Origin of the sequence: Cellulosimicrobium sp. Marseille-Q4280 (assembly GCF_943181405.1) — a bacterium.
GTDB lineage: Bacteria > Actinomycetota > Actinomycetes > Actinomycetales > Cellulomonadaceae > Cellulosimicrobium.
On sequence record NZ_CALPBY010000001.1, the window covers coordinates 734,306 to 756,053 of the forward strand.

Below are 21,748 nucleotides of genomic sequence, written 5' to 3' on the forward strand. Positions count from 1 at the left end.
CGGGCAGGCCGGGCAGGCTGCGCCTCAGCCGCGCGAGACCGTGAGGTCGCCGGACACCGTGCTCGCGGACACGTAGGCGCCGCCCGCGGTGGGGGTCTCGACGGGGCGGTCGACGTGGTCGACCGACGTCGTGCGCTGCGCGGAGCTCTCGAGGCGCACGCCGTCGAGCACGGCCTTTCCGGTGACGCTGCGCGCCTTGAGGTTGACCGGCGCCCCGGCACCCAGGCGCACGGCGACGTCGCCGGAGACGGTGCGCGCGTCGACGAGCGGCGTGCTCTCGCGCGCGACCACCTCGACGCCGCTCGTCACGGTCGTGACCGACACGCGGCCGAGCGAGCCCGCGACGTTCACGGCGCCCGACGCCGTGCTCACGCGCACGTCGCCGACGTGCTCGACGACGTCCACGGGCGCCGAGGCGGTCTTCACGGAGACGGGGCCCGTCGTGCCCTGGACGCGCACGGGACCGGTCGCGGTCGTCACGGACAGGTCGGCCGTGGTGCCGGTGACGGTGGTGGCGGCACGCGCCGTCGTCACCTTGACGGGCACGTCGGCAGGGACGGTGACGCGCACGACGGCGCGGTCCTTGTCGCGCAGTCCCTTCGCGCGGTCGACGACGCCCTCGATGCCGGCGAAGTCGTACCCGATGCGCAGCTCGCCGTCGTGCGCGCTGACCTGCAGGGGACGCTCGGTGACGTCGCCGATCTCGACGTGCGCCCCGTCGGCGCGGTTCGGGTCCGCGACGACGTCGACGGAACCGTCGGTCAGCTGGACGACGACGCGGCGTACCTCGGCGACGTCGAGGGTCTGCGGGGTGGCGACCACCCAGGTCTCGGTGCTCATGCGATCTCTCTCCTCGTTCGGGGTCTGGTGCGGCTTCTGGTGCTGGTCCTGGTGCGGGATCTCGGTCGGCGTGCGGTCGTGGTGCCGCAGGGGTGCGTCTGATCCACCGTGCGTCACGGCAAGGTCGCCCGCACGGCCTTGCGCGCGCTGTCGAGGACGGTGCGCAGCGTGTCCACGGTGAGCTCGGTGACGACGCTCGACGCGTCGGCGCGGCGCAGGTCGGCGCGCACGTCCTCGCGGAAGCGCTGCACGAGCGCCTCGGCCTCCATGCGCCAGGCGTACGACTCGCGCCGGCGAGGGTCGGGCTCGCCCTCGCGCGGACGCGCGCGCGCCGACTGCGCGGCGGCGGCGAGCTCGGCGCGCAGCCCTTGGAGCGAGCCCTGGACCTCGGCGCGAAGCGCCTGCGCGCGCTGCCGGACGGTCTCGGCGATGCCGTGCTCGAGCTGTGCGACGTCGCCGCGTCGCGCCTCGATCTCGGCACGACCGGCGGGCGTGAGCTCGTACGTCGTCTTGCGTCCCTCGACGCTGCGCCGCACGAGCCCTTCGTCCTCGAGCCGTCCCAGGCGTGGGTAGATGGTCCCTGCGCTCGGGCGGTACGTGCCACCGAAGCGTTCGGTGAGCTCGGTGATGAGCTCGTACCCGTGCTTGGGCCCGGCGTCGAGCAGGGCGAGGAGGTACAGGCGCAGCTCGCCGTGGGCGAAGACCGTGGCCATCAGCGGTCCACCGGGCCGCTCGCGGCCGCGCGTGCGCGGGCTCCGGGCGTTCCCCAGGCCGGGCCGTCGCCGGTCGCGCGCCCGGGTGCGTCGGTCGAGGAGCGCTCCGCGTCCTCCTCGAAGGAGCCGCGCAGCACGGTCACGTTCCCGGAGACGGCGGACACCCGGACGGACGCCGCCGGTCCGTGCTGCGCCGGTCGGCTGAACGAGCCCGCCGCGCTCCGCTGCTCCGTCCCGTCGACGAGCAGCCGGCCGCTCACGCACCGGATCGCGTAGGACATGGCGTCGGGGTCGGGGAGCCGGACGAGCACGTCGGCGGAGACGGCGCTCACGCTGACCTCGGAGGGCGTCGTGCGGGTGTCGACCGTCACCGCGCCCGAGACGGACTCGAGCCGCAGCGAACGCAGCGCCCCCGTCGCCGTGAGCCCACCCGAGACGGACTCCATGCGGACCGTGCCGTCGTGCTCGCTCGCGGAGACCTCGCCCGAGACCGTGTCGACGCGCAGCTCGCCCGCCGTGCGGCTGGTCATGACCGAACCGGTGACCGTGCCCACGCGCACACCGTTCCGGAGACCTGCGACGAGACCCTCGCCCTGCACGGTGACGACCTTGGCGTACGTGGTCGCCGGGACGGCCACGTGCACGTCGGCCGCGTCCTTGCCGGTGTAGGTGCGAAAACGCTCGAGGAAGCCCTTCCAGCCGGCCTCGTACGAGCCGTAGCCGATCCGCAGGGTCGTGCCGTCCACCGCGACCTCGAGCGCGCGCCCGGTCACGGAGTGCACCTCGACGACGACGTCGGTCTGGGCGGGGTCCTCGTGGGCGACCACGTCGATGCGACCGCCGATGACCGTCGCGTCGAGCAGCGCGACGTGCTCGACCCCGATCGTCCGCGGACCGGTGACGGTCCAGCTCTCGTGCGTCATCCTGCGCCGTCCTCTCGTCCGCCGGGGCCCGCCCCTGAGGCAGTCCGCGGTGCTGCCCGCGCGGGGGTTCACCCTCGCGCAAAGTTGCGATATATCGCGTTCTCCGAGACACGATATATCGCGTTCAGGCGGAGGGCAAGGGATGACGTGTGGGACCATGGGAGGCGGACCGACACGCAGAGGGCGGCCGTTCCCGCCGAGATCCCTCGAGGACGGCGGCACTCCCCGAGACCATCAGGAGAACATCATGAGCAAGCGCGGACGCAAGCGTCGCAGCCGCAAGGGCAACGGCGCGAACCACGGCAAGCGCCCCAACGCCTGAGGCACGCACGCGCGAAGGGCCCGGACCGACGTCGTCGGTCCGGGCCCTTCGTCGTACGGGGAGCCGGCTGCGCGGGCCCCGCCGGACTCAGCGCGTCTCGACCACCGTCGTGGTCGTCGTCATGACGATGAGCTGCGCGTGGATCCGTGCGCGCAGGCTCGGCGGTGCCTGCTCGTGGCACGAGCGACGCACGAGCCGCTTCACGAGCTCCTCCACGCTCAGCTCGGCGAGGCACGGCGAGCAGTGCGCCACGTGGGCGCGCATCCGCAGCTCGTCGTCGGAGGTCATCTCCGAGTCGAGGTACTCGTAGAGGTGCAGCAGAGCGTGCTCGCACTCCGACTCCCCCTCGGTCGAGTGCGGGATCGGCGTGACCGTCTCGTCGGTCGCCCGCAGGCCCGGCGTCCGGCTCTCTGACGTGCTCACGACTCACCTCCAGGAGCCTTCGCCCCTACCAGTCCTCGCTGCGCGGCGTAGTCGGCCAGCAGCTCGCGCAGCTGGCGCCTGCCCCGGTGCAGGCGGGACATGACCGTACCGATCGGTGTCCCCATGATCTCCGCGATCTCCTTGTACGGGAAGCCCTCGACGTCCGCGTAGTACACGACCATGCGGCGGTCCTCGGGCAGCTCCTGCAGCGCGCGCTTCACGTCCGTGTCCGGCAGGCGGTCGAGCGCCTCGGCCTCCGCCGAACGCAGCCCCTGCGACGTGTGCGACGCGGCGCGCGCGATCTGCCAGTCCTCGACGTCCTCGGCCTGGGACTGCTGCGGCTCGCGCTGCTTCTTGCGGTACGTGTTGATGAACGTGTTCGTGAGGATCCGGTACAGCCACGCCTTGAGGTTGGTCCCCGGGCGGTACTGGTGGAACGCCGCGAACGCCTTGGCGAACGTCTCCTGCACGAGGTCCTCTGCGTCGGACGGGTTGCGCGTCATGCGCAGCGCCGCCGAGTACAGCTGGTCGAGGTACTGCAGCGCGTCGCGCTCGAACCGCGCGGCCCGTGCGGCGTCGTCCTCCGCGGCCGGCGCACGGTTCGTGTCGGTGTCGTCGTCCGTACCGGTGGTCGCGGAGACGTCGTTCTCCGTCCCCTCGGGCAGCGCGGAGGTCGGCGTCGCGGACGGCGCCGTCTCGGGGCTCCCGGGGATCTGCTCAGTCATCGACAACGAGCCTAGTCCCCTGTTCGTCAGGTTGTTCGCTGGGACGGACCTCGCGGCAGGACCGGCCGAGAAGGCCGCCACGAGTGCCTCGTCCGGGGAGGCCGGGGCGACCGCCTGAGCGGCGGTCGACCGGGCGTCGAGCAGGATGGTCACGAGGTGTGCAACCACCGTGCGCGGCGGCCCATTCCCGCGGGCAGGCACCTGGTGTGCCACGAGCCGGACATCGCTAGCGTGGCGACCATGACCACGACCGAGATCCCGTCACGCTTCCTCACCCTCCTGCGCGAGCAGGTCGCGCACGAGCTCGACGCGCACCAGCAGTACATCGCCATCGCGGTGTGGTTCGACTCCCACGACCTGCCCCAGCTCGCCGCGCACTTCTACCGCCAGTCGGTCGAGGAGCGCAACCACGCGATGATGATCGTGCAGTACCACCTCGACCGGGACCTGCCCGTCGTCATCCCCGGCACCGGCGACGTGCGCAACGACTTCTCGTCCGTCGTCGAGCCGCTCCAGCTCGCCCTCGACCAGGAGAAGCAGGTCACGGCCCAGATCGAGGCGATCTTCCGGGCCGCGCGCGAGGAGGGCGACGCGCTCGGCGAGCAGTTCCTCCTGTGGTTCCTCAAGGAGCAGGTCGAGGAGGTCGCGTCGGCGACCACCCTGCTCACCGTCGCGCAGCGCGCCGGGGACAACCTGTTCGACCTCGAGAACTACGTCGCGCGCGAGACGATCGGCGACTCGGGAGAGTCCGCGGACGCGCCCGAGGCCGCCGGCGGAGCGCTCTGAGGGCACCTCGTGTCCTGATCGCACCACCAGGTGAGGTGAGGGAGGGCGCGCGCGATCTACCACCCGCCCGGCCCGCCACGATCGCGCGCGCCCTCCCTCACCTCCCCCTCGCCCGTCGTCTCGCCCTCGTCCCGTCTCTCCCTCGTCTTCCGCGGTTCTCAGGCCCTCAGCACCCGTCGCCGGTGGCGCGCGGACCGCGGGCGCGGCAGGCTGGAGCGACACGCGACCGAAGGAGTACCGATGCTGCTGCGTCACCTCGCGAGGCCCATGCTGGCCTCCTGGTTCGTCTACGACGGCGTCCAGACCGCCCTCAAGCCGGCCGAGCACGTCCGCGCCGCACGCAGCGGCATCGAGATCGTCGAGAAGGGCGCCGGCGTGGAGGCCCCGCTGAGCGACGCGCAGGTCACCGCCCTCGTCCGAGTCCACGGCGTCGCCACCGCCGTCGCGGGCCTGTGCCTCGCCGTCAGCAAGGCGCCCCGCACGGCGGCGCTCACGCTCGCTGCGCTCACCGTCCCGCTCGCCGTCGTCAACCAGCCGTTCACCGGTGGTGAGGCCACCCGCACGGAGCGCACCCGCAAGTTCGTGGCCAACATCGGGGCGATCGGTGCCGCGCTCATCGCCGGGGCCGACTACGAGGGACGGCCGGGAGTGCAGTGGCGGCTCGAGAAGGCACGCCACGACCTGGCCCGGGCCAAGCAGGCGAAGCAGGACGCCGTCGTCACGAGCGCCAAGGGCACGGCGAAGAGCGTCAAGGGCACGGCGAAGGGCGTCACGGGTTCCGCGAAGCAGGCGTCCGCCGACGCCGGGCGCGCTGCGCGGCGGGCCGCCAAGGCCGCACGCGAGGCCGCCGAGCACGCCGCGAGCCTCACGTCGGGGGTCGTGCACGACGCCGGCGCGGCCGTGCGCTCCAAGGTCGCCTGAGCCTGCCGGACCCGGGGGTCGTGCGCCCACGGCGGGGCTGTCGTGGCACACGGACCCGGGCTCGGCGCAGGGCGTGCCGCGCAGACCAGGGTTCGGTGGTGCGGTGCTCGGCCGGGGTGAACCCGCGTCGCGCGTCCAGCGCCCGGGAGGGTCCGGCGTCAGGCCCTGCACCTCCACTAGCCTGGACGCCATGACCGACGCGCACCTCGCCGCCCCTGCCCCCGCCGACGCGGACGGCTGGGCCGCGCCGACGGCCGCCGGCCCGCTCGCCGCGACCGTCGAGGTGCCGGGCTCGAAGTCGTTGACGAACCGCCTGCTCGTGCTCGCGGCCCTCGCGGACGGCCCGGGCGTCCTGCGCGGCGCGCTGCGCAGCCGCGACGCCGATCTCATGGCGGCCGGGCTGCGCGCGCTCGGCGTGGGCGTGACCGAGGGCTCGTCCCCCAGCGAGCTGCACGTCGTCCCGGGCGCTCTGCGCGGGCCGGCGGACATCGACTGCGGCCTCGCCGGCACGGTCATGCGGTTCCTCCCGCCCGTCGCCGCGCTCGCCGACGGGACCGTGCGGTTCGACGGCGACGAGGGCGCCCGCGTGCGGCCCATGGGACCGGTCCTCACGGCGCTCCGCGCGCTCGACGTGAGCGTCACGGACGACGGCAGCGGTACGCCCACCACGCTTCCCTTCACGATCCGCGGTCGCGGCAGGGTGCGCGGAGGCTCGGTCGACGTCGACGCGTCGGCGTCGAGCCAGTTCGTCTCGGGGCTCCTGCTCGCTGCCGCGCGGTTCGACCAGGGCCTCACGCTGCGCCACGTCGGCACCACGCTGCCGAGCATGCCGCACATCGACATGACGGTGGAGGTCCTGCGCGAGGTCGGCGTCGTGGTCGACGACTCGCGGCCCGCGATCTGGCGCGTCGAGCCGGGCCCGATCACCGCGCGCGACGTCCAGGTCGAGCCGGACCTCTCGAACGCCGGGCCGTTCCTCGCCGCCGCGCTCGTCGCGGGCGGTACCGTCCGCGTCCCCGGCTGGCCGACGACGACCACCCAGCCCGGCGCGATGCTGGGCGAGCTCCTCTCGTCGATGGGCGGCACCGCGAGCCTCGACGGCGGGGTCATGTCCGTGACGGGGACCGGCGAGATCCGCGGCGTCGACGTCGACCTCCGCGCGGCGGGCGAGCTGGCACCGACGATCGCCGCCCTCGCGGCGCTCGCCGACTCCCCGAGCCGCCTGCGCGGCATCGCGCACCTGCGGGGGCACGAGACCGACCGCCTGGCCGCGCTCGCCACCGAGATCACCCGTCTGGGCGGGCAGGCGGAGGAGACGCGCGACGGGCTCGTCATCACGCCGCGTCCCCTGCACGGCGCGACGTTCCGCACGTACCACGACCACCGGATGGCGACGTCGGCCGCGCTCCTCGGCCTGCGCGTCGCGGGGGTCGCGGTGGAGAACGTCGAGACCACGGCGAAGACGCTGCCGGGCTTCGCGGGCATGTGGGAGCGGATGCTGGCCGGCGACGCCGCGCACACGTCCTCGCCGAGCCTGCCGACCGGACCCGTCGAGGGGGTGGCGGCCCGCTGATGGCACGCCGCGTCCCCGACGAGTCGGACTTCCGGTCCCGCCCCGGCAAGCGGGGCAGCCGACCGCGCACCAAGCAGCGCCCCGACCACGCGGACGCGGTGACGGGGTTCGTCACGGGGGTGGACCGCGGGCGGTACACGCTGCTCGTCGACGCGGACGGGCCCGACGAGCGGGTGGTCGTCGCGATGAAGGCCCGGGACATCGGGCGCACGCGCGTCGTGTGCGGCGACCGGGTCGACCTCGTCGGTGACGTGAGCGGCGACGACGGCAGCCTCGCGCGCATCGTCCGGATCCAGGAGCGCAGCGCCGTCCTGCGGCGCACCGCCGACGACACCGACCCGTACGAGCGCGTCATCGTCGCCAACGCGGACCAGCTCGTCGTCGTGACCGCCCTCGCCGAGCCCGAGCCGCGCACGCGCATGATCGACCGGTGCGTCGTCGCGGCGTACGACGCCGGCATGGACGTCCTGCTGTGCCTCACCAAGGCGGACCTCGCCGACCCGGCGCCGCTGCGCGCGCTCTACGAGCCGCTCGGCGTGTCGGTCGTCGAGACGCGGCGCGTCCCCGACGGGCTCGCCGCGAGCGGCTGGGCGATCGAGCCGCTCGACGCGGTCCGCGCCGCCCTCGCCGGACGCGCATCAGTGTTCGTCGGCCACTCGGGCGTCGGCAAGTCGACGCTCGTCAACGCGCTCGTGCCCGACGCGCGGCGGGCGACGGGGGTCGTGAACGACCACACGGGCCGTGGACGCCACACGTCGACGTCCGCGGTCGCGCTGCGTCTGCCCGGCGGCGGCTGGGTGATCGACACCCCCGGCGTGCGGTCGTTCGGGCTCGCGCACGTCGAGGTCGGGAACTTGCTGCGCGCGTTCGACGACCTGGACGAGGTCGCCGAGGCGTGCCCGCGCGGGTGCACGCACCTCGACGACGCGCCCGACTGCGCGCTCGACGAGTGGGTCGAGGCGTCGCCCGACGACGAGACGCGTGCGGCGCGGGCCGCACGGCTCGAGTCCTTCCGCCGCGTGCTGGCGTCGCGCACCGGCGCGGCCTGAGCCCGGAGCGGACGGTCGCACCGCTACGGTGTGAGCCATGACGCCCCCCTCGACGCGGAGCTACGACGACGACCTGCGCCTCGCCCACGTGATCGCCGACCAGGTCGACGGCCACACGATGTCCCGGTTCAAGGCGATCGACCTGCACGTGGAGTCGAAGCCCGACTCGACGCCGGTGAGCGACGCCGACCGCGCGGCGGAGGAGATCATCCGCGCCGGGCTCGGGCGGGCGCGAGGACGGGACGCGATCGTCGGCGAGGAGTACGGCGAGTCCGGGCACGGGTCGCGACGCTGGATCGTCGACCCGATCGACGGGACGAAGAACTTCGTGCGCGGCGTGCCGGTGTGGGCGACGCTCATCGCTCTCGCGGACGGCGACGAGGTCGTCGTCGGGCTCGTCTCCGCGCCGGCGCTCGGCCGCCGCTGGTGGGCCGCGAAGGGCACGGGCGCCTGGACGGGCAAGTCGCTCGCTGCGGCGTCCCGACTGCACGTCTCCGCGGTCTCGCGGTGGGAGGACGCGTCGCTCGCGTACTCCTCGCTCACCGGCTGGGAGGAGCGCGGACGTCTCGACCCGTTCCTAGACCTCATGCGGGGCGCGTGGCGCACGCGCGGCTACGGCGACTTCTGGTCGTACATGCTCGTGGCCGAGGGGGCCGTGGACGCCGCGGCCGAGCCCGAGCTCGAGCTCTACGACATGGCAGCTCTCGTGCCGATCGTCACCGAGGCGGGTGGTCGGTTCACGTCGCTCGACGGCGCTCACGGCCCGTGGGGCGGCAACGCCGTCGCGACGAACGGCCTCCTCCACGACGAGGTGCTCGGCCGCCTGGGCTGATCCGGCGGCGAGCGCGGAGGCGTCCGGGCGCGCCGTGTCAGGCGCGCGGCACGTCCGGGATCTCCGACCAGTCATACCAGAGCAGGTCGCGCTCGGTGACCCGGTCGAGCGCCGTGTCGAGCGCCGCGTCGGCCTCGGGCCCGTCGCCGTCGGCCGCCGCGAGCACGGCCTCGACGTCGGGGGCCGCCTCGGGCTCGTCGACGTGCACGCACACGACGGCGACGTCGGGCACGGTCCGCACGACCTGGACCGCGCTCGGGGCCGGGGCGTCCTCCTCGTCGTCGCCCGGCGCGGGCTCGACGGCCTGCACCGCGCCGTCGGGCACCTCGAGCGTGATGACGAGCCGCTGCCGCGGTGCGTCCGGCCGGGACGCGACGAGAGCGAGAGAGTCGTCCGCGGCCTCGAGCGCTGCCGCGTACTCCAGCCCTTCCTCGTCCTCGTCCGGGAGCGACCGGACGAGGGCCGACGTCACCGCGTGCGCGCCGCGCGGCGCCACCGTCCAGAGCGCGGCGTCGGCGGTGATTGTCACGGCGTCGAGCTCGTCGAGCGTGGCAGGCAGGTAGATGCGCATGGCCTCAGTGTGCCGTCTGGAGGTGACCGGTGCCGACCACGGGCGCGGACGTCTCGGAGCGTACGTGCGCGGCGAGCCGCGCGAGGGCGCGACGGGCCGGGCTCGCCGGCGCGACCTCGGCCAGGACCCGGCCCTCGCGCAGCGCGAGGTCGAGCGACCGGTCCTCGGGGACGGCCTGCAGGTCGTCCACACCGGCGTAGCGTGCCAGCGCCTCGCGCACGGCGCGCTCCGGCCGCGGCCCGACGACTCCCGAACGCACCCGGTTCACCACGACGACCCGCAGCGCTCCGGCCGCTGCACCGGTCTCGTCGAGCTCGTCGAGCGCGCGCACGAGGCGCTGGAGGGAGACCGGGTCCGCTCCCCCGACCACGACGACCACGTCCGCGGCGCCCAGCGCGCTGAGGGTGGCGGCGTTGCGCTGCGGAGCCCGCGTGTCGTAGGTCAGGAGCTCGTCGCTCTCGATGCCGAACCCGCAGTCGAGGACGGTCCAGTCCGCGACCGACCGCGCCACGTCCCACACGACGTCCAGCGATGGACCGGGCAGCTCCGGCCAGCGCGCGGCCCGGGCCAGCCCGGTGAGGACCTGGAGCCGCGGGACGACGGCCGGCGCGAGCGCCTGGAGACCGGTCGCGTCGAGCGCTCCGTGCCCCGCGCTGCGGGCGGCGGCCGCGAGCCCCGGCGACTCGTCGAGCATCCCGAGGTGCTGGGCCACCGACCCGCCGTACGTGTCCGCGTCGACCAGCAGGACCCCGGACTCGGGGCCGGTCGGCGCGACCGCGGGCAGCTCGACCTCCGCGGGACGACGGTCGCGCCGCGACCCGCGTCGCGGGGACGATGGCGGTCCCGCGAGCTCGGCGGCGAGGTTCACCGCGACCGTCGTGCGACCGGGCGCACCGGTCGGCCCCCACACGGCCACGACCCGCCCGACGCGGCGCGCCGGCTCGACGCCGACCGGTGCCGGTGCCGGTGTTCCGTGCGGGCCCTCGGGAGCCACGGCGACCGGCGGGCGCGCGACGACGGCACGGACGGCTTCCAGGAGCGAGTCTGCCGAGGCGGCAAGGTCGACGACGACGTCGACCCCGAGCGCCCGCAGCCTGCTCTCCTCCCACGACCCCGTCGGCGCCAGACCCACGACGCGGACACCGTGCCCATGGAGCTCGCCGACCACCTCCCGGTCGAAGGCGGGGAGGTCGGCGGACACGACCCCTACCTGCCCCGCACCCGCCGCCGCCGCGGCTCGCAGCTCGACGACGTCGGCGCAGCGTCGCGTCACCTGGAGACCGGGCACGTCGAGCGCGGTGACGACGTCGGCCTCGGACGGTCCTCGGACCGCGCAGAGCACCGTGGCGACGGCTGTCGCCCCGCTCATCCCGCACCGCCCACGGGGACGACGGCGATCGACCCCTCGCCCGCCACGGCGGCGAGCACCGTGGCGAGGTCCTCGGCCGCGACGAGGACGTGGATCGTCACCGGGCCGCCGGCGACGAAGGTCCCGTCGGCCTCGTCGATCTCTGCCACCGTCACGCCCTCGACCAGGGTCGCCGGTTCGACCCCTTGGTTCGGCGCGCCCTGCTCGCCCGTCGCGGACGGCGCCGGCGGCACGTGCCACAGGTCGACCTCGGCCCCGGCCACGATGCGGTCCGACAGCCCCGACGTGACAGGCACCGCGACGGCGCGCAGCGCGAGATCGGCGGTGGCACCCAGCGCGCTCGCCGGGACCAGCTCGCCGGACTCGACGGTCCGGAGCACCACGGCCTCCTCGGGGACGCCGTCGGCAGCGAGCAGGTAGCCACCCGTCTCGCTGCCGAGCCGGACCTCCACGACGCGCAGGTCCTCCGCGGTGACCCGGTCACCGGGCGTCAGCACGCCGTCGGCCGCGTACACGGCGTCCGTGTGCCCGGCGGCGCCGACCGCCCAGGACCCGAGCGCGACGGAGGCGGCGATCACGACCAGGCCGACGAGGAGCCTCGGGTCGCGCCACGTCGGTCGCCGCAGGCGGGTCGCCGTGCGGGCGGGCGAGGGCGTCGCCGTCGAGTCGCGCGAGGGGCGTTCCAGGGTCGTCGTCATCGAGTCCCGTCCGTGGTCGTGTCCGTGGTCCTGCACCTGCCTGCGGCCGGCGGCCGCGGTTCATGATCGTCGCTGCCGCAGCTCTGCGGGAAGGCATGTGGACAACGGTGGGGCCTCGCCGACCCCGTGCCAGACTTGCGGCATGGCCCAGCGCTTCCTCACCCTCGCCGACGTCACGGAAGAGCTCAACATCTCCGCGGCCCAGGCGTACGCGCTCGTGCGGTCGGGCGAGCTGCCCGCCATCCAGGTCGGCGGCCGTGGCCAGTGGCGCGTCGAGGCGAGCGAGCTCGAGGGATACATCCAGCGCATGTACGCGCAGACCCGCCAGCGGATCGAGGCCGGTGAGTTCGAGGGCTGACGCACGCCGCCACCATGCCGTCGCCGCGCCGTCGCCCGCGACGGCCGAACGTCCCCGACCTCTCCGACCGCTCCCCCTGCGTCGTGATCATCGTGCGGCGCCACCTGGCCAGGAGTCGCTGACGCACAGCAGCGCAGCGTAGGGGACCGACCGGGTACCGTGCCGCGCCCCCGGCGAGACCTCCAGGTCGACGTGGTCCTTGCCCACGCGGGAGATCCATCCCGGGTACGCGGCAGTGTGGACGCGCACCTGCACCGGCCGACGGTCCCGCATGAGGGCCCGCAGGACGTGGCCCAGACCGAGCCGCTCGGCCCGTCCCGAGGTCGCGGGTCGCGCGAACCTCCCCAGCCCCGTGACGGCCGCGACGGCCGCCGACGGGACGAGGTGCTGGCGCTGCTGCTCCTCCATGAGCACCCAGTCCGTGGCGACGTCGCGGACCTCGCCGGTGACCCGGGACCCGTCCCGGAGCTCGAGGGTGACGACTCCCTCCGTGCCTCGAAGCCGCTCGACGAGCGAGACGGTGGCGTGCTCGGCGCGCGTCAGGTCTGCCACCGCGTCGGCCAGCTCGGCGCGCTCGGCGGCGGCCAGCTGCGCCGCGAGGTCGTCGAAGAGGGCGTCCCACCGCACGCGCACACGGTAGCGGGAGGGGCACCCGGGCGGGTCCGCGCCGTCCACATCACGAGAACCCCCTAGACACCGACAACAAGCTGCACTTAGATATCGCCAACAGCATCAAACGATATCAAACGTCATCAACACATGCCGCGGTTGGCGAACGGCAGACTCAGGGGGACCCATGGAACGGCGATCTGACGCGCGACCAGCACCCGACGAGCCAGCCGCACGAGGCAGCGGCGTGCACGGGGGCTGGACGCTTCTTCTTCTGCTCGGCGCCCTGTCGGGAGCGGCGGTCGCTCTCACGGCGCGAGGCGTGCACGTCGCCGGGACCCTGCCCACCACGCGGTTCGAGGCCTACCTCGAGCTCGCGGCGGTCACCGTCGGCGCCCTGGTCGCCGCCTGGGTCGCCCTCAGCAGCGCGCTGGCGCTCGGCTGCCTGGCCGTCCGGGCCGGCGGGCGGACCTGGGCCGCCGGCGAGCGGATCGTCGCGCGCCACGCCCCTGCTGTCGTGCGCCGGGCGGCGCGCATCGGCGTCAGCATGACGGTCGGAGCCGGGCTGGTCCTCGGCGCAGGGACCGCCCACGCGACGGAAGGGCCGGACGCGGACCGGGCGCCGGTCGTCGCCGTCGACCTCGGATGGCGTGCGTCGGCCCCGGAGGTCGCACCCAGGACCGTGGCAGGAGGTCCGGTGACGTCCGCGGTCGAGACCGAACGCCGCGCGGACCGCCGGTCCGGCGACGCCGTCCCCTCCGTCGACGGGACCGACGCCCCCGACGGCACGACCGGGCCCGCGCCGGTGCCCACGGGCACGAGCAACGCCTCTGGTGTGCCGACCACCGACGACGCGCCCGCCTCCTGGTCGCTCCCCGTCGAGGCGCCCCGAACGACATCCGGGACCGAGGGACCACGGTCCGACGCGTCCACCGAGACCGGTCCTCGGCAGGCGGCCGCCCACCCCGTTCCCCCGACCGACGCGGACGCCGCCCTTCGCCCCGGTGGGACGGGTGCCGGCACGACGCTCGTTCGCTCGGGCTCGACACTCCCGGCCGCCGAGAGGGACGCCGCGCTGACCGTCACCCGCGAGCGGTCGGCGACCGGTACCGAGGTCGTGGTCCTGCGCGGCGACACGCTCTGGGACATCGCCGCCCGGTCGCTCCCCACCGCCGCCACCGACGCCGACGTCGCCGCGGCCGTGGCGCGGTGGCACGCGGCGAACGCCGCCGTCATCGGCGGCGACCCCGACCTCATCCGACCCGGCCAGGTGCTCGTCGCACCGTCGGCGTGACCCACCGTCCCGAACGACCGAAGGAGCCGACGATGACGACCAGCGTGCTCGACCCCCAGTCCGCGGTGACGGCGCGGTCCACCAGCGTCCCGACCGAGGCGAGCAGCGCCCGGCTGCTCCGGAGCGTCGGTGAGGCGCCTGCTGCGAGCGTCGACGTCCGCGACCCCCGAGCCGGCGTCCCGCGCCACGTGGCGCACGGGCGTCCTCTGGTCCCGACGACGCCCGTTCCGCTCCCGGACCCGACGCCGCTGTGCTGCGCCGTGGTGAGAGCCGCCGTCGAGGTGGTGCGGGGCGACCGTACGGTCCAGCAGCTCGCGCGCTGGGTGACGCCGGAGATCTACGAGGCGCTCGCGCGACGCGCGCGGGTCGTGCTCGACGCGGGTCTCGCTCCCGACACGGCGACCCGCCCCGTGACGGTCCGGCGCGCCCGTGTCCTGCGTCTCGGGTCGGACGTCGCCGAGGCGACGGTGGTCGTCGACGACGGCGACCGTGTCCGGGCAGCCGCCGCCCGGCTCGAGGAGCGCCGCGGGACGTGGCGCGTGGTCGCTCTCGAGATCGGGTGACCGGACCGGCGCTGCCGCGGCGCCGGTCGCTGACGCCGAAGACACGAGGAGGGGCGGTCGAAGACGACCGCCCCTCCTCGCGCACCCGGGGGGCGCGATACGCCCCCCGGGCCGGTCACGCCTCGTTCTGGCCGTGGCAGACCTTGTACTTCTTGCCGGAGCCGCACGGGCACTGGGCGTTGCGCGGCGTGCCCGGGAACGTCCGCCCGTCGCTCTCGACGGCGGTCGCCTCACCGTGCAGCGCGCGGCGCGAGCGGCGACCGGCGTCGCCCGTCACGACCGCGGCGCCCGTGGCGTCCTCGCTCGGGGCGCTGTACGAGAGCGGCACCTGACGGTCGGGACCGTCGAGGCCCTTCGCGATGAGCGTGCCGGCACGGTCGCCCGACGCAGCCGGGGCCACGACGGGCGCGCCCTCGGCGGCCGCCGCCTGCACCGGGGGCTCGTCGACCGACGACTTCTCGACCGACGGCGCCTCGGCGGGCTCGTCCTCGACCGGGGCGTCCTCCACCTCGTCGACCGGCGCGTCCTGCACCGGCGACGCGGCCGTCCGCGCCGCAGCGGACTGCGCCGCGGCGGCGAGACCGGCGGTCGCACCCGCGGACGCGGCGCCAGCCGCCCCACCGAGCGCCTGCCCCGCGGCGGACTGCGCCGCCTGGGCCGCCTGGGCGGCGTCGATCACCGCGGGCTGGCCCTGTGCCGCGCCGGGCTCGGCGACCTTGACCTCGAGGTTGAAGAGGAACCCGACGGTCTCCTCCTTGATCGCCTCGGTCATCGCCTGGAAGAGCTGGTAGCCCTCGCGCTGGTACTCGACGAGCGGGTCGCGCTGGGCCATCGCGCGCAGGCCGATGCCCTCCTTGAGGTAGTCCATCTCGTAGAGGTGCTCGCGCCACTTGCGGTCCAGCACGGACAGCGTCACGCGGCGCTCGAGCTGACGCATGTTCGCGGAACCGAGCTGCTCCTCGCGGTTCTCGTAGGCGATGCGGGCGTCGGACAGGATCTCCTCGAGCAGGAGCTCCTGCGTCAGGCGGGTCGCTCCCCCGGCCTGCTCGACGACCTCGTCGACCTCGATCGAGATCGGGTACACGGCCTTGACCGCGGTCCACAGCGCGTCGAGGTCCCAGTTCTCGGGGTTGCCCTCGGCCGTCGCCGCCTCGACGTAGGCGGTGATCACGTCGGTGAGGAAGTGCTGCACCTGCTCGTGCAGGTCCTCGCCCTCGAGCACGCGGCGGCGCTCGTCGTAGATGACGGTGCGCTGACGGGACAGCACGTCGTCGTACTTGAGGACGTTCTTGCGGATCTCGAAGTTGCGCGACTCCACCTGGCCCTGCGCGCTCGCGATGCCGCGCGTGACCATCTTCGACTCGAGCGGCACGTCGTCCGGGAACCCGGCGCGGTTCATCATCGACTCGGCGAGACCCGAGTTGAACAGGCGCATGAGGTCGTCCTGCATCGACAGGTAGAACCGGGACTCCCCCGGGTCGCCCTGACGGCCGGAACGACCACGCAGCTGGTTGTCGATACGGCGCGACTCGTGGCGCTCCGTGCCGAGCACGTAGAGACCGCCGAGCTCCTTGACCTCGTCGTGCTCGGCCGCGACGGCGGCCTTCGCCTTCTCGAGGGCGTCGGGCCACGCCGCCTCGTACTCCTCGGCGTTCTCCGCGGCGTCGAGCCCGCGGGCCGCGAGGTCGGCGACCGCCATGAACTCGGCGTTGCCGCCGAGCATGATGTCGGTGCCTCGACCGGCCATGTTCGTCGCGACGGTGACGGCGCCCTTGCGGCCGGCCTGCGCGACGATCGCGGCCTCGCGCGCGTGCTGCTTCGCGTTGAGCACCTCGTGCGGGACGCCCTGCTTCTTGAGCTTCGAGGACAGCAGCTCGGACTTCTCGACGCTCGTCGTGCCGACGAGGACGGGCTGACCGTGCGCGTGGCGCTCGACGATGTCCGCGACGACGGCGTCGAACTTGCCGTCCTCGTTCTTGTAGACGAGGTCGGCCTGGTCGAGGCGCTGCATCGGCCGGTTCGTCGGGATCGGGACCACGCCGAGCTTGTACGTGCCCTGGAACTCGGCGGCCTCGGTGTCGGCGGTACCCGTCATGCCCGCGAGCTTGGAGTACAGGCGGAAGTAGTTCTGCAGCGTGATCGTGGCGAGCGTCTGGTTCTCGGCCTTGATCTGCACGCCCTCCTTGGCCTCGATGGCCTGGTGCATTCCCTCGTTGTAGCGGCGGCCCGGGAGGATGCGGCCCGTGTGCTCGTCGACGATCATCACCTCGCCGTTGAGCACGACGTAGTCCTTGTCGCGCTTGAAGAGCTCCTTCGCCTTGATGGCGTTGTTGAGGAACCCGATGAGCGGCGTGTTGAGCGACTCGTAGAGGTTGTCGATGCCGAGGTAGTCCTCGATCTTCTCGATGCCCGGCTCGAGCACGCCGACGGTCCGCTTCTTCTCGTCGACCTCGTAGTCCGTGCCGCCGTTCAGGCGGCGCACGACCTTGGAGAACTCGCCGTACCAGCGGTTCGCGTCGCCCGAGGCAGGTCCCGAGATGATGAGCGGCGTGCGCGCCTCGTCGATGAGGATCGAGTCGACCTCGTCGACGATCGCGAAGTTGTGGCCGCGCTGGACGAGGTCGTCGGTCGACCACGCCATGTTGTCGCGCAGGTAGTCGAAGCCGAACTCGTTGTTCGTGCCGTACGTGATGTCGGCGGCGTACTCCTGGCGGCGCTGCGCGGGCGTCTGACCGGAGAGGATCACGCCCGTGGTGAGCCCGAGGAAGCGGTAGACGCGGCCCATGAGCTCGCTCTGGTACTTCGCCAGGTAGTCGTTGACCGTGACGACGTGCACGCCCTTGCCCTCGAGCGCGTTGAGGTACGCGGCCGTCGTCGCGACGAGCGTCTTGCCCTCACCGGTCTTCATCTCGGCGATGTTGCCGAGGTGCAGCGCGGCCCCGCCCATGAGCTGGACGTCGAAGTGCCGCTGCCCGAGCGTGCGGCGCGCCGCCTCCCGGACGGTGGCGAACGCCTCCGGCAGGATCTCGTCCAGGGTGGCGCCGTCGGCGAGGCGCGCCCTGAAGCGGTCCGTCTCCTCCCGCAGCTCCTCGTCGGTGAGATCCTCGAAGCTGGGCTCCAGCTTGTTGATCTGGTCGGCGATGCCGGACAGCTTCTTGAGGATCCGGCCCTCGCCGATGCGAAGGACCTTGTCGAGGATCGAAGGCACGCAGAACTCCCGTATCGATCGCGTCCCGGGCCGGGTGGTCCGGGAGGGCCGCGCTCCTCGCCGCACGGGTGCGTGCGGGTCGGGCGTCGGCAACGTCACACAACATCGTAGGGGAGCCTGGGGCCTCCCGGCCCCGTCCGCGTTCCGCCGACGACGAACCGCACCGCCCGCACGCCCGCACCGTCCGACGCCCGTAGGCTCGGGCCCGTGGCGCACGTGCTCGTGACGGGGATGTCGGGCGTCGGGAAGTCGACGGCGCTCGGCGGTCTCGCGGACCGGGACGTCGAGGTCGTCGAGACCGACGACGGCGACTGGTGCGTCGTCGCGCCGGTACCTGGCGCACCGCGCGGCACCGTCGACCGCGTGTGGCGGGAGGACCGGATGACCGCCCTGCTCGACGACCGCGCGGGGCGTCCGCTCGTCGTCGCCGGAACGGTGCCGAACCAGGGCAGGTTCCACGACCGGTTCGACGCCGTGGTCCTGCTCTCGGCGCCTCTCGACGTCATGCTCGACCGGGTCGCGCGGCGGGTCACCAACCCGTTCGGCAGGACCGAGGCCGAGCGCGCGCGCATCGTCGCCGACACGCGCGTCGTCGTCCCCCTGCTGCGTGCAGCGTGCACGCACGAGATCGACACGAGCGTGACGCCGCCCGACGCCGTCGTCGACCGGCTGGTGCAGCTCGCCCTCAGGCCGGGAGCTCTGTCGCCCTTCAGGCGGTGAGCTGCGTCGCGACCTCCGCCGCGAGTGCCGGCGCCAGGTCCCCGACGGGGGTGACGTCGACCTCCGGCACGCCGAGCCAGGCGCCGAGCACGGCGAGCTCGGCCGCGAGCCGGGCTGCGGTCTCGGCGCCCGCCGCCTGCTCGCGGTGCGCGGACAGCACGCGCAGCACGCCGGCGCGACGATCGGCCTTGAGGTCGACGCGCGCCGTGAGGGCTTCTCCCTCGAGGAACGGCAGGACGTAGTACCCGTGCACGCGCTTCGCCGCCGGGACGTAGATCTCGATCCGGTAGTGCACGTCGAACAGCCGCTCGAGCCGGGTGCGCTCGAACACCAGGGGGTCGAACGGGTTGAGCAGCGTCGTCGCCGTCGCGCGTCGCGGCAGCGCGGCGTCGGCGTGCAGATACGTCGGCTCGTCCCAGCCGCGCACGACGACCGGCCGCAGCGTCCCGGCCTCGACGAGCTCCACGAGCGCCGTGCGTACGGCCGGTCCAGAGAGCCGGAAGTAGTCCTTGAAGCACCGCAGCGTGCCCACGCCGTGCGCGCGGGCGCCGATCTCGAGGAGCTGCCGGACGGCGTCGGCGTCCGAGACCGGTGCCGCGGCGACCACCTCGGGCGGCAGGACACGCTCGGAAAGGTCGTAGCACCGCTCGAACGCCCCGTTGCGCCGGGCCGACGTGATCTCGCCCGTGAAGAAGAGGAACTCGAGCGCGCGCTTGGCGACGGTCCAGTTCCACCCCCACTGCGACCGGTCGCGGGGGTGGGCGCGCCCCTCCTCCTCGAGGATCGCGTGGACCTCGCTCGCCGTGATCGGCCCTCGATCGGTCACGAGCCGGCGGACGTCCTCCACCGTCTCGGAGTGGCTCATCTCGACCGCGCTGATCGCCCCCCACGCCTCCGTGCGGTACCGACGTCGTCGCCACTCGAGCAGCGGCCACGTCGACGGCGGCACGTAGGACGCGACGTGCGCCCACGTCTCGACGAGCCGACGCGGTGCCCGCCCGGCCGCACGGTCCAGCAGCGCCGTGTCGTACGGCCCGAGGCGCGCGTACAGCGGCATGAGGTGCGCCCGGGCGAGCACGTTCACCGAGTCGATCTGCACCAGCCCGAGCCGGTCGATCACTCCTTGCACGTGCCGCATGGTCGGCGCCCCGGCCCGCCCCTCTCCCCCGGCGCCCCCGAAGGGGCGCGGTCGGTGCAGACCCTGAGCCGCGAGCGCGACCCGCCTCGCCTGCGACAACGACATCGTCTCGACGGTGACCACCCCCCGATCCTGCCCGACCCCACCCACACGGAGCGGCGTCGCTGCGCGTCGTGCACGCTCGCGAGACCGCCGGGCCCCCGACGCACGACGGTCCGCCTCGCACGACGCGAGGCGGACCGGGCAGGAGCGGACGAGGTGAGGGTGGGCGCGCGCGACCGTGGCGGGTCTGGCGGGAGCCCGCGAGGAACGAGCGGGCGGATGGTAGGTCGCGCGCGCCCAACCCTCACCTCGTCCGGAGGCGACTCAGGACCGCGAGGGGTCCACGAGGGTCAGGCGGACTTCTCGACCTTCGCCTCGGCGCAGTCGCACGACGTGTCGAGCGCGACGACGCCGTAGGTCCACCCGCGTCGGCGGTACGCGACCGACGGGCGCGCGGTCTCGACGTCGACGAAGAGGAAGAAGTCGTGGCCGACCATCTCCATCTCGTACAGCGCGTCGTCGACGGTCATGGGCTCGGCGCTGTGCAGCTTCTGCCGGATCACGACGGGCGAGTCGCCGTCGCCGAGAGGCTTCTCGACCGCCTCACCGGGCTCGGAGGGCGCCGTGGGCGCCGGTGCCGGCGGGGCGGAGTGCGTCACCGGGTCGTAGGGACGGACGTCGACGGGCGGCACGACGGTGTGGTTCCGGTGGTCCTTGCGACGGTCGCGCACGCGGCGCAGGCGCTCGGCGAGCTTCTCCATCGCGAGGTCGAGGGCGCCGAACCGGTCGTCGGCCGCTGCCTCGGCACGCACGACGGGCCCCTTCGCGCGGACCGTGAGCTCGACGCGTTCACGGACCCCGGAGAGCCTCGGGTTGTTCTCGTGGGTGACCTCGACGTCCACGCGCTGCGCCGTGGGCGCGAGCTGCTGGACCTTGGCGAGCTTGTCCTCCGCGTGCTGGCGGAACCGGTCGGCCACCTCGGTGTGCCTGCCGACGACGACGATCTCCATGTGAGCCTCCACGAGGGTAGTGACGCCCGTTCCTCGAGCGTCGGTCCGGATCTGGTAGGGCACCAAGATCGGTGCCGGTGGTCTACCACCTCCTTGCGACGCCGGGGCGCCCCGCTCGGCGGGCTCGCGCGGGGACTCGGCACAGGTGTCCTGTGCGCCCGGTCCTCGCGACGACTGGCCCTCAGCCTAACCCGCGGTCCGGGGTGTCGGCAGTCTCAACGGGAGGTGAACACCGGGACCTTCGACCGTCGCCCGCGAGACCCGCGCGAGCGCGCGGAGAGGGTCACGGATCGCTTCGTGGTGACGGCGTGGCGGCGAGCACGAACGCCCCGAGGACGGGGATCCCGGCACGGGCGAGCGCCGTCTCGCACGCGGCGAGCGTCGCGCCGGTGGTGAGCACGTCGTCGACCAGGAGGACCGACGGCGCGGCTCCCAGGGCGCGGCGCACCCGTGGCCCACGCGCGAGCTCCACGGCGCGGAGCCGGTCGCCGCGGGCGCGCGACCCGAGCCCTACCTGGTCTCGTGCCAGCCCCCGCTGGCCGAGGACGTGCACGGTGCGCGCCGGCGCTCCCAGCCCTGCGGCGAACGCGGCCGCGAGGCCCGCCACCGGGTCACGACCGCGCGTCCGGCGTGCGGCCCTGCTCGTGGGTGCGGCCGCGACGAGGACCGGTCCGGAGGCGAGGACCGGGCGCAGGCGCTCGCCCGCGCGCCGGGCCGCCGCGCGGAGCGGCGCGTCGAGGTCTGCACGACCGCGGTCCTTCCACGCCACGACGACGTCGCGCAGCCCGCCCGCGTAGCCGGCGAGCGCCCAGACCGGGAGCGGGTCGACGTCGTCGAGCCGGTCGAGGCGTGGCGCGGTGGCCTCGCACCGCCACGGCGGGGCGTCCAGCACGGCGAGGCAGTCCGCGCACCAGCGGACGTCCGGCGTGCGGCACCCGGGGCACACCACGGGGAGCGCGAGGCGTGCGACGTCGCGCACCCCGCGCACCAGGACGGCGGGGGCGGTCCGCTCTCGGTCGGGGCGGCTGCTCATCGCCGCATCGTCGCTGCTCAGGCCCGTC

The 21,748-nt window shown here is 74.2% G+C and carries 23 protein-coding genes; 10 read left to right on the plus strand and 13 right to left on the minus strand.

Annotation, left to right across the window (positions count from 1 at the left end; translation table 11 throughout):
• Window positions 1–24: 24 nt before the first annotated feature.
• The 3 genes from NFS20_RS03275 to NFS20_RS03285 all read right to left on the minus strand — a co-directional run bounded on the left by NFS20_RS03275 (window position 25) and on the right by NFS20_RS03285 (window position 2,476).
• Window positions 25–840 (minus strand): DUF4097 family beta strand repeat-containing protein, encoded by an 816-nt coding sequence (locus NFS20_RS03275; RefSeq protein ID WP_251150292.1) that lies wholly within the window; start codon window positions 838–840, stop codon window positions 25–27.
• 113 nt (window positions 841–953) lie between these two features.
• Entirely contained in the window at window positions 954–1,553 is a 600-nt protein-coding gene (locus tag NFS20_RS03280; RefSeq protein WP_251150293.1) for a PadR family transcriptional regulator, read from the minus strand.
• The gene (locus tag NFS20_RS03285; RefSeq protein WP_251150294.1) at window positions 1,553–2,476 is read right to left on the minus strand and encodes a DUF4097 family beta strand repeat-containing protein; all 924 of its coding nucleotides are present in this window, start codon (window positions 2,474–2,476) and stop codon (window positions 1,553–1,555) included. Before NFS20_RS03285 ends, NFS20_RS03280 begins: the two co-directional genes overlap by 1 nt.
• Before the next feature lie 247 nt (window positions 2,477–2,723).
• Here NFS20_RS03285 and NFS20_RS22350 point away from each other — a divergent pair, with 247 nt between their 5' ends.
• Window positions 2,724–2,798, plus strand: coding sequence for a 50S ribosomal protein bL37 (locus tag NFS20_RS22350; protein ID WP_375791718.1), 75 nt, complete (start codon window positions 2,724–2,726; stop codon window positions 2,796–2,798).
• 87 nt (window positions 2,799–2,885) lie between these two features.
• Here NFS20_RS22350 and rsrA read toward each other — a convergent pair whose 3' ends face one another.
• Both rsrA and NFS20_RS03295 read right to left on the minus strand, forming a co-directional pair.
• A complete protein-coding gene (gene rsrA / locus NFS20_RS03290) occupies window positions 2,886–3,221 on the minus strand; it encodes a mycothiol system anti-sigma-R factor (RefSeq protein WP_251150295.1) in 336 nt (111 codons plus the stop codon).
• Window positions 3,218–3,946 carry a sigma-70 family RNA polymerase sigma factor gene (locus NFS20_RS03295; RefSeq protein ID WP_251150296.1) on the minus strand — a complete coding sequence of 243 codons (729 nt, stop codon included), beginning with the start codon at window positions 3,944–3,946 and terminating at the stop codon, window positions 3,218–3,220. Before NFS20_RS03295 ends, rsrA begins: the two co-directional genes overlap by 4 nt.
• Before the next feature lie 240 nt (window positions 3,947–4,186).
• On the opposite strand from NFS20_RS03295, the gene NFS20_RS03300 reads away from it, so the two are divergent.
• The 5 genes from NFS20_RS03300 (at window position 4,187) to hisN (ending at window position 9,107) form a co-directional block, all read left to right on the plus strand.
• Window positions 4,187–4,732 (plus strand): ferritin, encoded by a 546-nt coding sequence (locus NFS20_RS03300; protein ID WP_251150297.1) that lies wholly within the window; start codon window positions 4,187–4,189, stop codon window positions 4,730–4,732.
• A 240-nt stretch (window positions 4,733–4,972) separates the two neighbouring features.
• Window positions 4,973–5,653, plus strand: coding sequence for a DoxX family membrane protein (locus NFS20_RS03305; RefSeq protein WP_251150298.1), 681 nt, complete (start codon window positions 4,973–4,975; stop codon window positions 5,651–5,653).
• 190 nt (window positions 5,654–5,843) lie between these two features.
• On the plus strand, window positions 5,844–7,226 hold the full coding sequence (gene aroA, locus NFS20_RS03310; RefSeq protein WP_251150299.1) for a 3-phosphoshikimate 1-carboxyvinyltransferase: 1,383 nt from the start codon (window positions 5,844–5,846) through the stop codon (window positions 7,224–7,226).
• A complete protein-coding gene (rsgA, locus tag NFS20_RS03315) occupies window positions 7,226–8,275 on the plus strand; it encodes a ribosome small subunit-dependent GTPase A (protein ID WP_251150300.1) in 1,050 nt (349 codons plus the stop codon). The genes aroA and rsgA overlap by 1 nt, the downstream gene beginning before the upstream one ends.
• Window positions 8,276–8,312: 37 nt before the next feature.
• Window positions 8,313–9,107: a histidinol-phosphatase gene (hisN, locus tag NFS20_RS03320; protein ID WP_251150301.1), complete on the plus strand. Its 795-nt coding sequence runs from the start codon at window positions 8,313–8,315 to the stop codon at window positions 9,105–9,107.
• 37 nt (window positions 9,108–9,144) lie between these two features.
• Here the strand turns inward: hisN and NFS20_RS03325 are convergent, their stop codons facing one another.
• The 3 genes from NFS20_RS03325 to NFS20_RS03335 are packed head-to-tail and all read right to left on the minus strand — an operon-like array spanning window position 9,145 to window position 11,745.
• A complete protein-coding gene (locus tag NFS20_RS03325; RefSeq protein ID WP_251150302.1) occupies window positions 9,145–9,678 on the minus strand; it encodes a DUF6912 family protein in 534 nt (177 codons plus the stop codon).
• A 4-nt stretch (window positions 9,679–9,682) separates the two neighbouring features.
• Complete coding sequence (locus NFS20_RS03330; protein ID WP_251150303.1) at window positions 9,683–11,047, minus strand: CpaE/TadZ family protein; 1,365 nt, start codon at window positions 11,045–11,047, stop codon at window positions 9,683–9,685.
• Window positions 11,044–11,745, minus strand: a complete 702-nt coding sequence (locus NFS20_RS03335) for a CpaB family protein (RefSeq protein WP_251150304.1) — start codon at window positions 11,743–11,745, stop codon at window positions 11,044–11,046. The genes NFS20_RS03330 and NFS20_RS03335 overlap by 4 nt, the downstream gene beginning before the upstream one ends.
• Window positions 11,746–11,887: 142 nt before the next feature.
• Between NFS20_RS03335 and NFS20_RS03340 the strand changes: the two genes are divergently transcribed.
• Entirely contained in the window at window positions 11,888–12,103 is a 216-nt protein-coding gene (locus NFS20_RS03340) for a helix-turn-helix domain-containing protein (protein WP_251150305.1), read from the plus strand.
• A gap of 87 nt (window positions 12,104–12,190) precedes the next feature.
• Here the strand turns inward: NFS20_RS03340 and NFS20_RS03345 are convergent, their stop codons facing one another.
• Entirely contained in the window at window positions 12,191–12,730 is a 540-nt protein-coding gene (locus tag NFS20_RS03345; protein ID WP_251150306.1) for a hypothetical protein, read from the minus strand.
• Between the two features lie 229 nt (window positions 12,731–12,959).
• Here NFS20_RS03345 and NFS20_RS03350 point away from each other — a divergent pair, with 229 nt between their 5' ends.
• Window positions 12,960–14,006 carry a LysM peptidoglycan-binding domain-containing protein gene (locus NFS20_RS03350; protein WP_251150307.1) on the plus strand — a complete coding sequence of 349 codons (1,047 nt, stop codon included), beginning with the start codon at window positions 12,960–12,962 and terminating at the stop codon, window positions 14,004–14,006.
• Between the two features lie 32 nt (window positions 14,007–14,038).
• Window positions 14,039–14,569, plus strand: a complete 531-nt coding sequence (locus tag NFS20_RS03355; protein ID WP_251150308.1) for an Rv3235 family protein — start codon at window positions 14,039–14,041, stop codon at window positions 14,567–14,569.
• Window positions 14,570–14,684: 115 nt separating this feature from the next.
• On the opposite strand, the gene secA is transcribed toward NFS20_RS03355, so the two are convergent.
• Window positions 14,685–17,777 carry a preprotein translocase subunit SecA gene (secA, locus tag NFS20_RS03360; protein ID WP_251150309.1) on the minus strand — a complete coding sequence of 1,031 codons (3,093 nt, stop codon included), beginning with the start codon at window positions 17,775–17,777 and terminating at the stop codon, window positions 14,685–14,687.
• A 207-nt stretch (window positions 17,778–17,984) separates the two neighbouring features.
• Here secA and NFS20_RS03365 point away from each other — a divergent pair, with 207 nt between their 5' ends.
• Window positions 17,985–18,497 carry an ATP-binding protein gene (locus NFS20_RS03365; RefSeq protein ID WP_251150310.1) on the plus strand — a complete coding sequence of 171 codons (513 nt, stop codon included), beginning with the start codon at window positions 17,985–17,987 and terminating at the stop codon, window positions 18,495–18,497.
• Here the strand turns inward: NFS20_RS03365 and NFS20_RS03370 are convergent.
• From NFS20_RS03370 to NFS20_RS03380, 3 genes are all read right to left on the minus strand, one after another.
• Window positions 18,487–19,740 carry a winged helix-turn-helix domain-containing protein gene (locus NFS20_RS03370; protein ID WP_251150593.1) on the minus strand — a complete coding sequence of 418 codons (1,254 nt, stop codon included), beginning with the start codon at window positions 19,738–19,740 and terminating at the stop codon, window positions 18,487–18,489. The two genes, NFS20_RS03365 and NFS20_RS03370, sit on opposite strands and share 11 nt — an antisense overlap.
• A gap of 287 nt (window positions 19,741–20,027) precedes the next feature.
• A complete protein-coding gene (gene hpf / locus NFS20_RS03375; RefSeq protein WP_251150311.1) occupies window positions 20,028–20,687 on the minus strand; it encodes a ribosome hibernation-promoting factor, HPF/YfiA family in 660 nt (219 codons plus the stop codon).
• 283 nt (window positions 20,688–20,970) lie between these two features.
• Window positions 20,971–21,720: a ComF family protein gene (locus NFS20_RS03380; protein ID WP_251150312.1), complete on the minus strand. Its 750-nt coding sequence runs from the start codon at window positions 21,718–21,720 to the stop codon at window positions 20,971–20,973.
• Window positions 21,721–21,748: the final 28 nt, after the last annotated feature.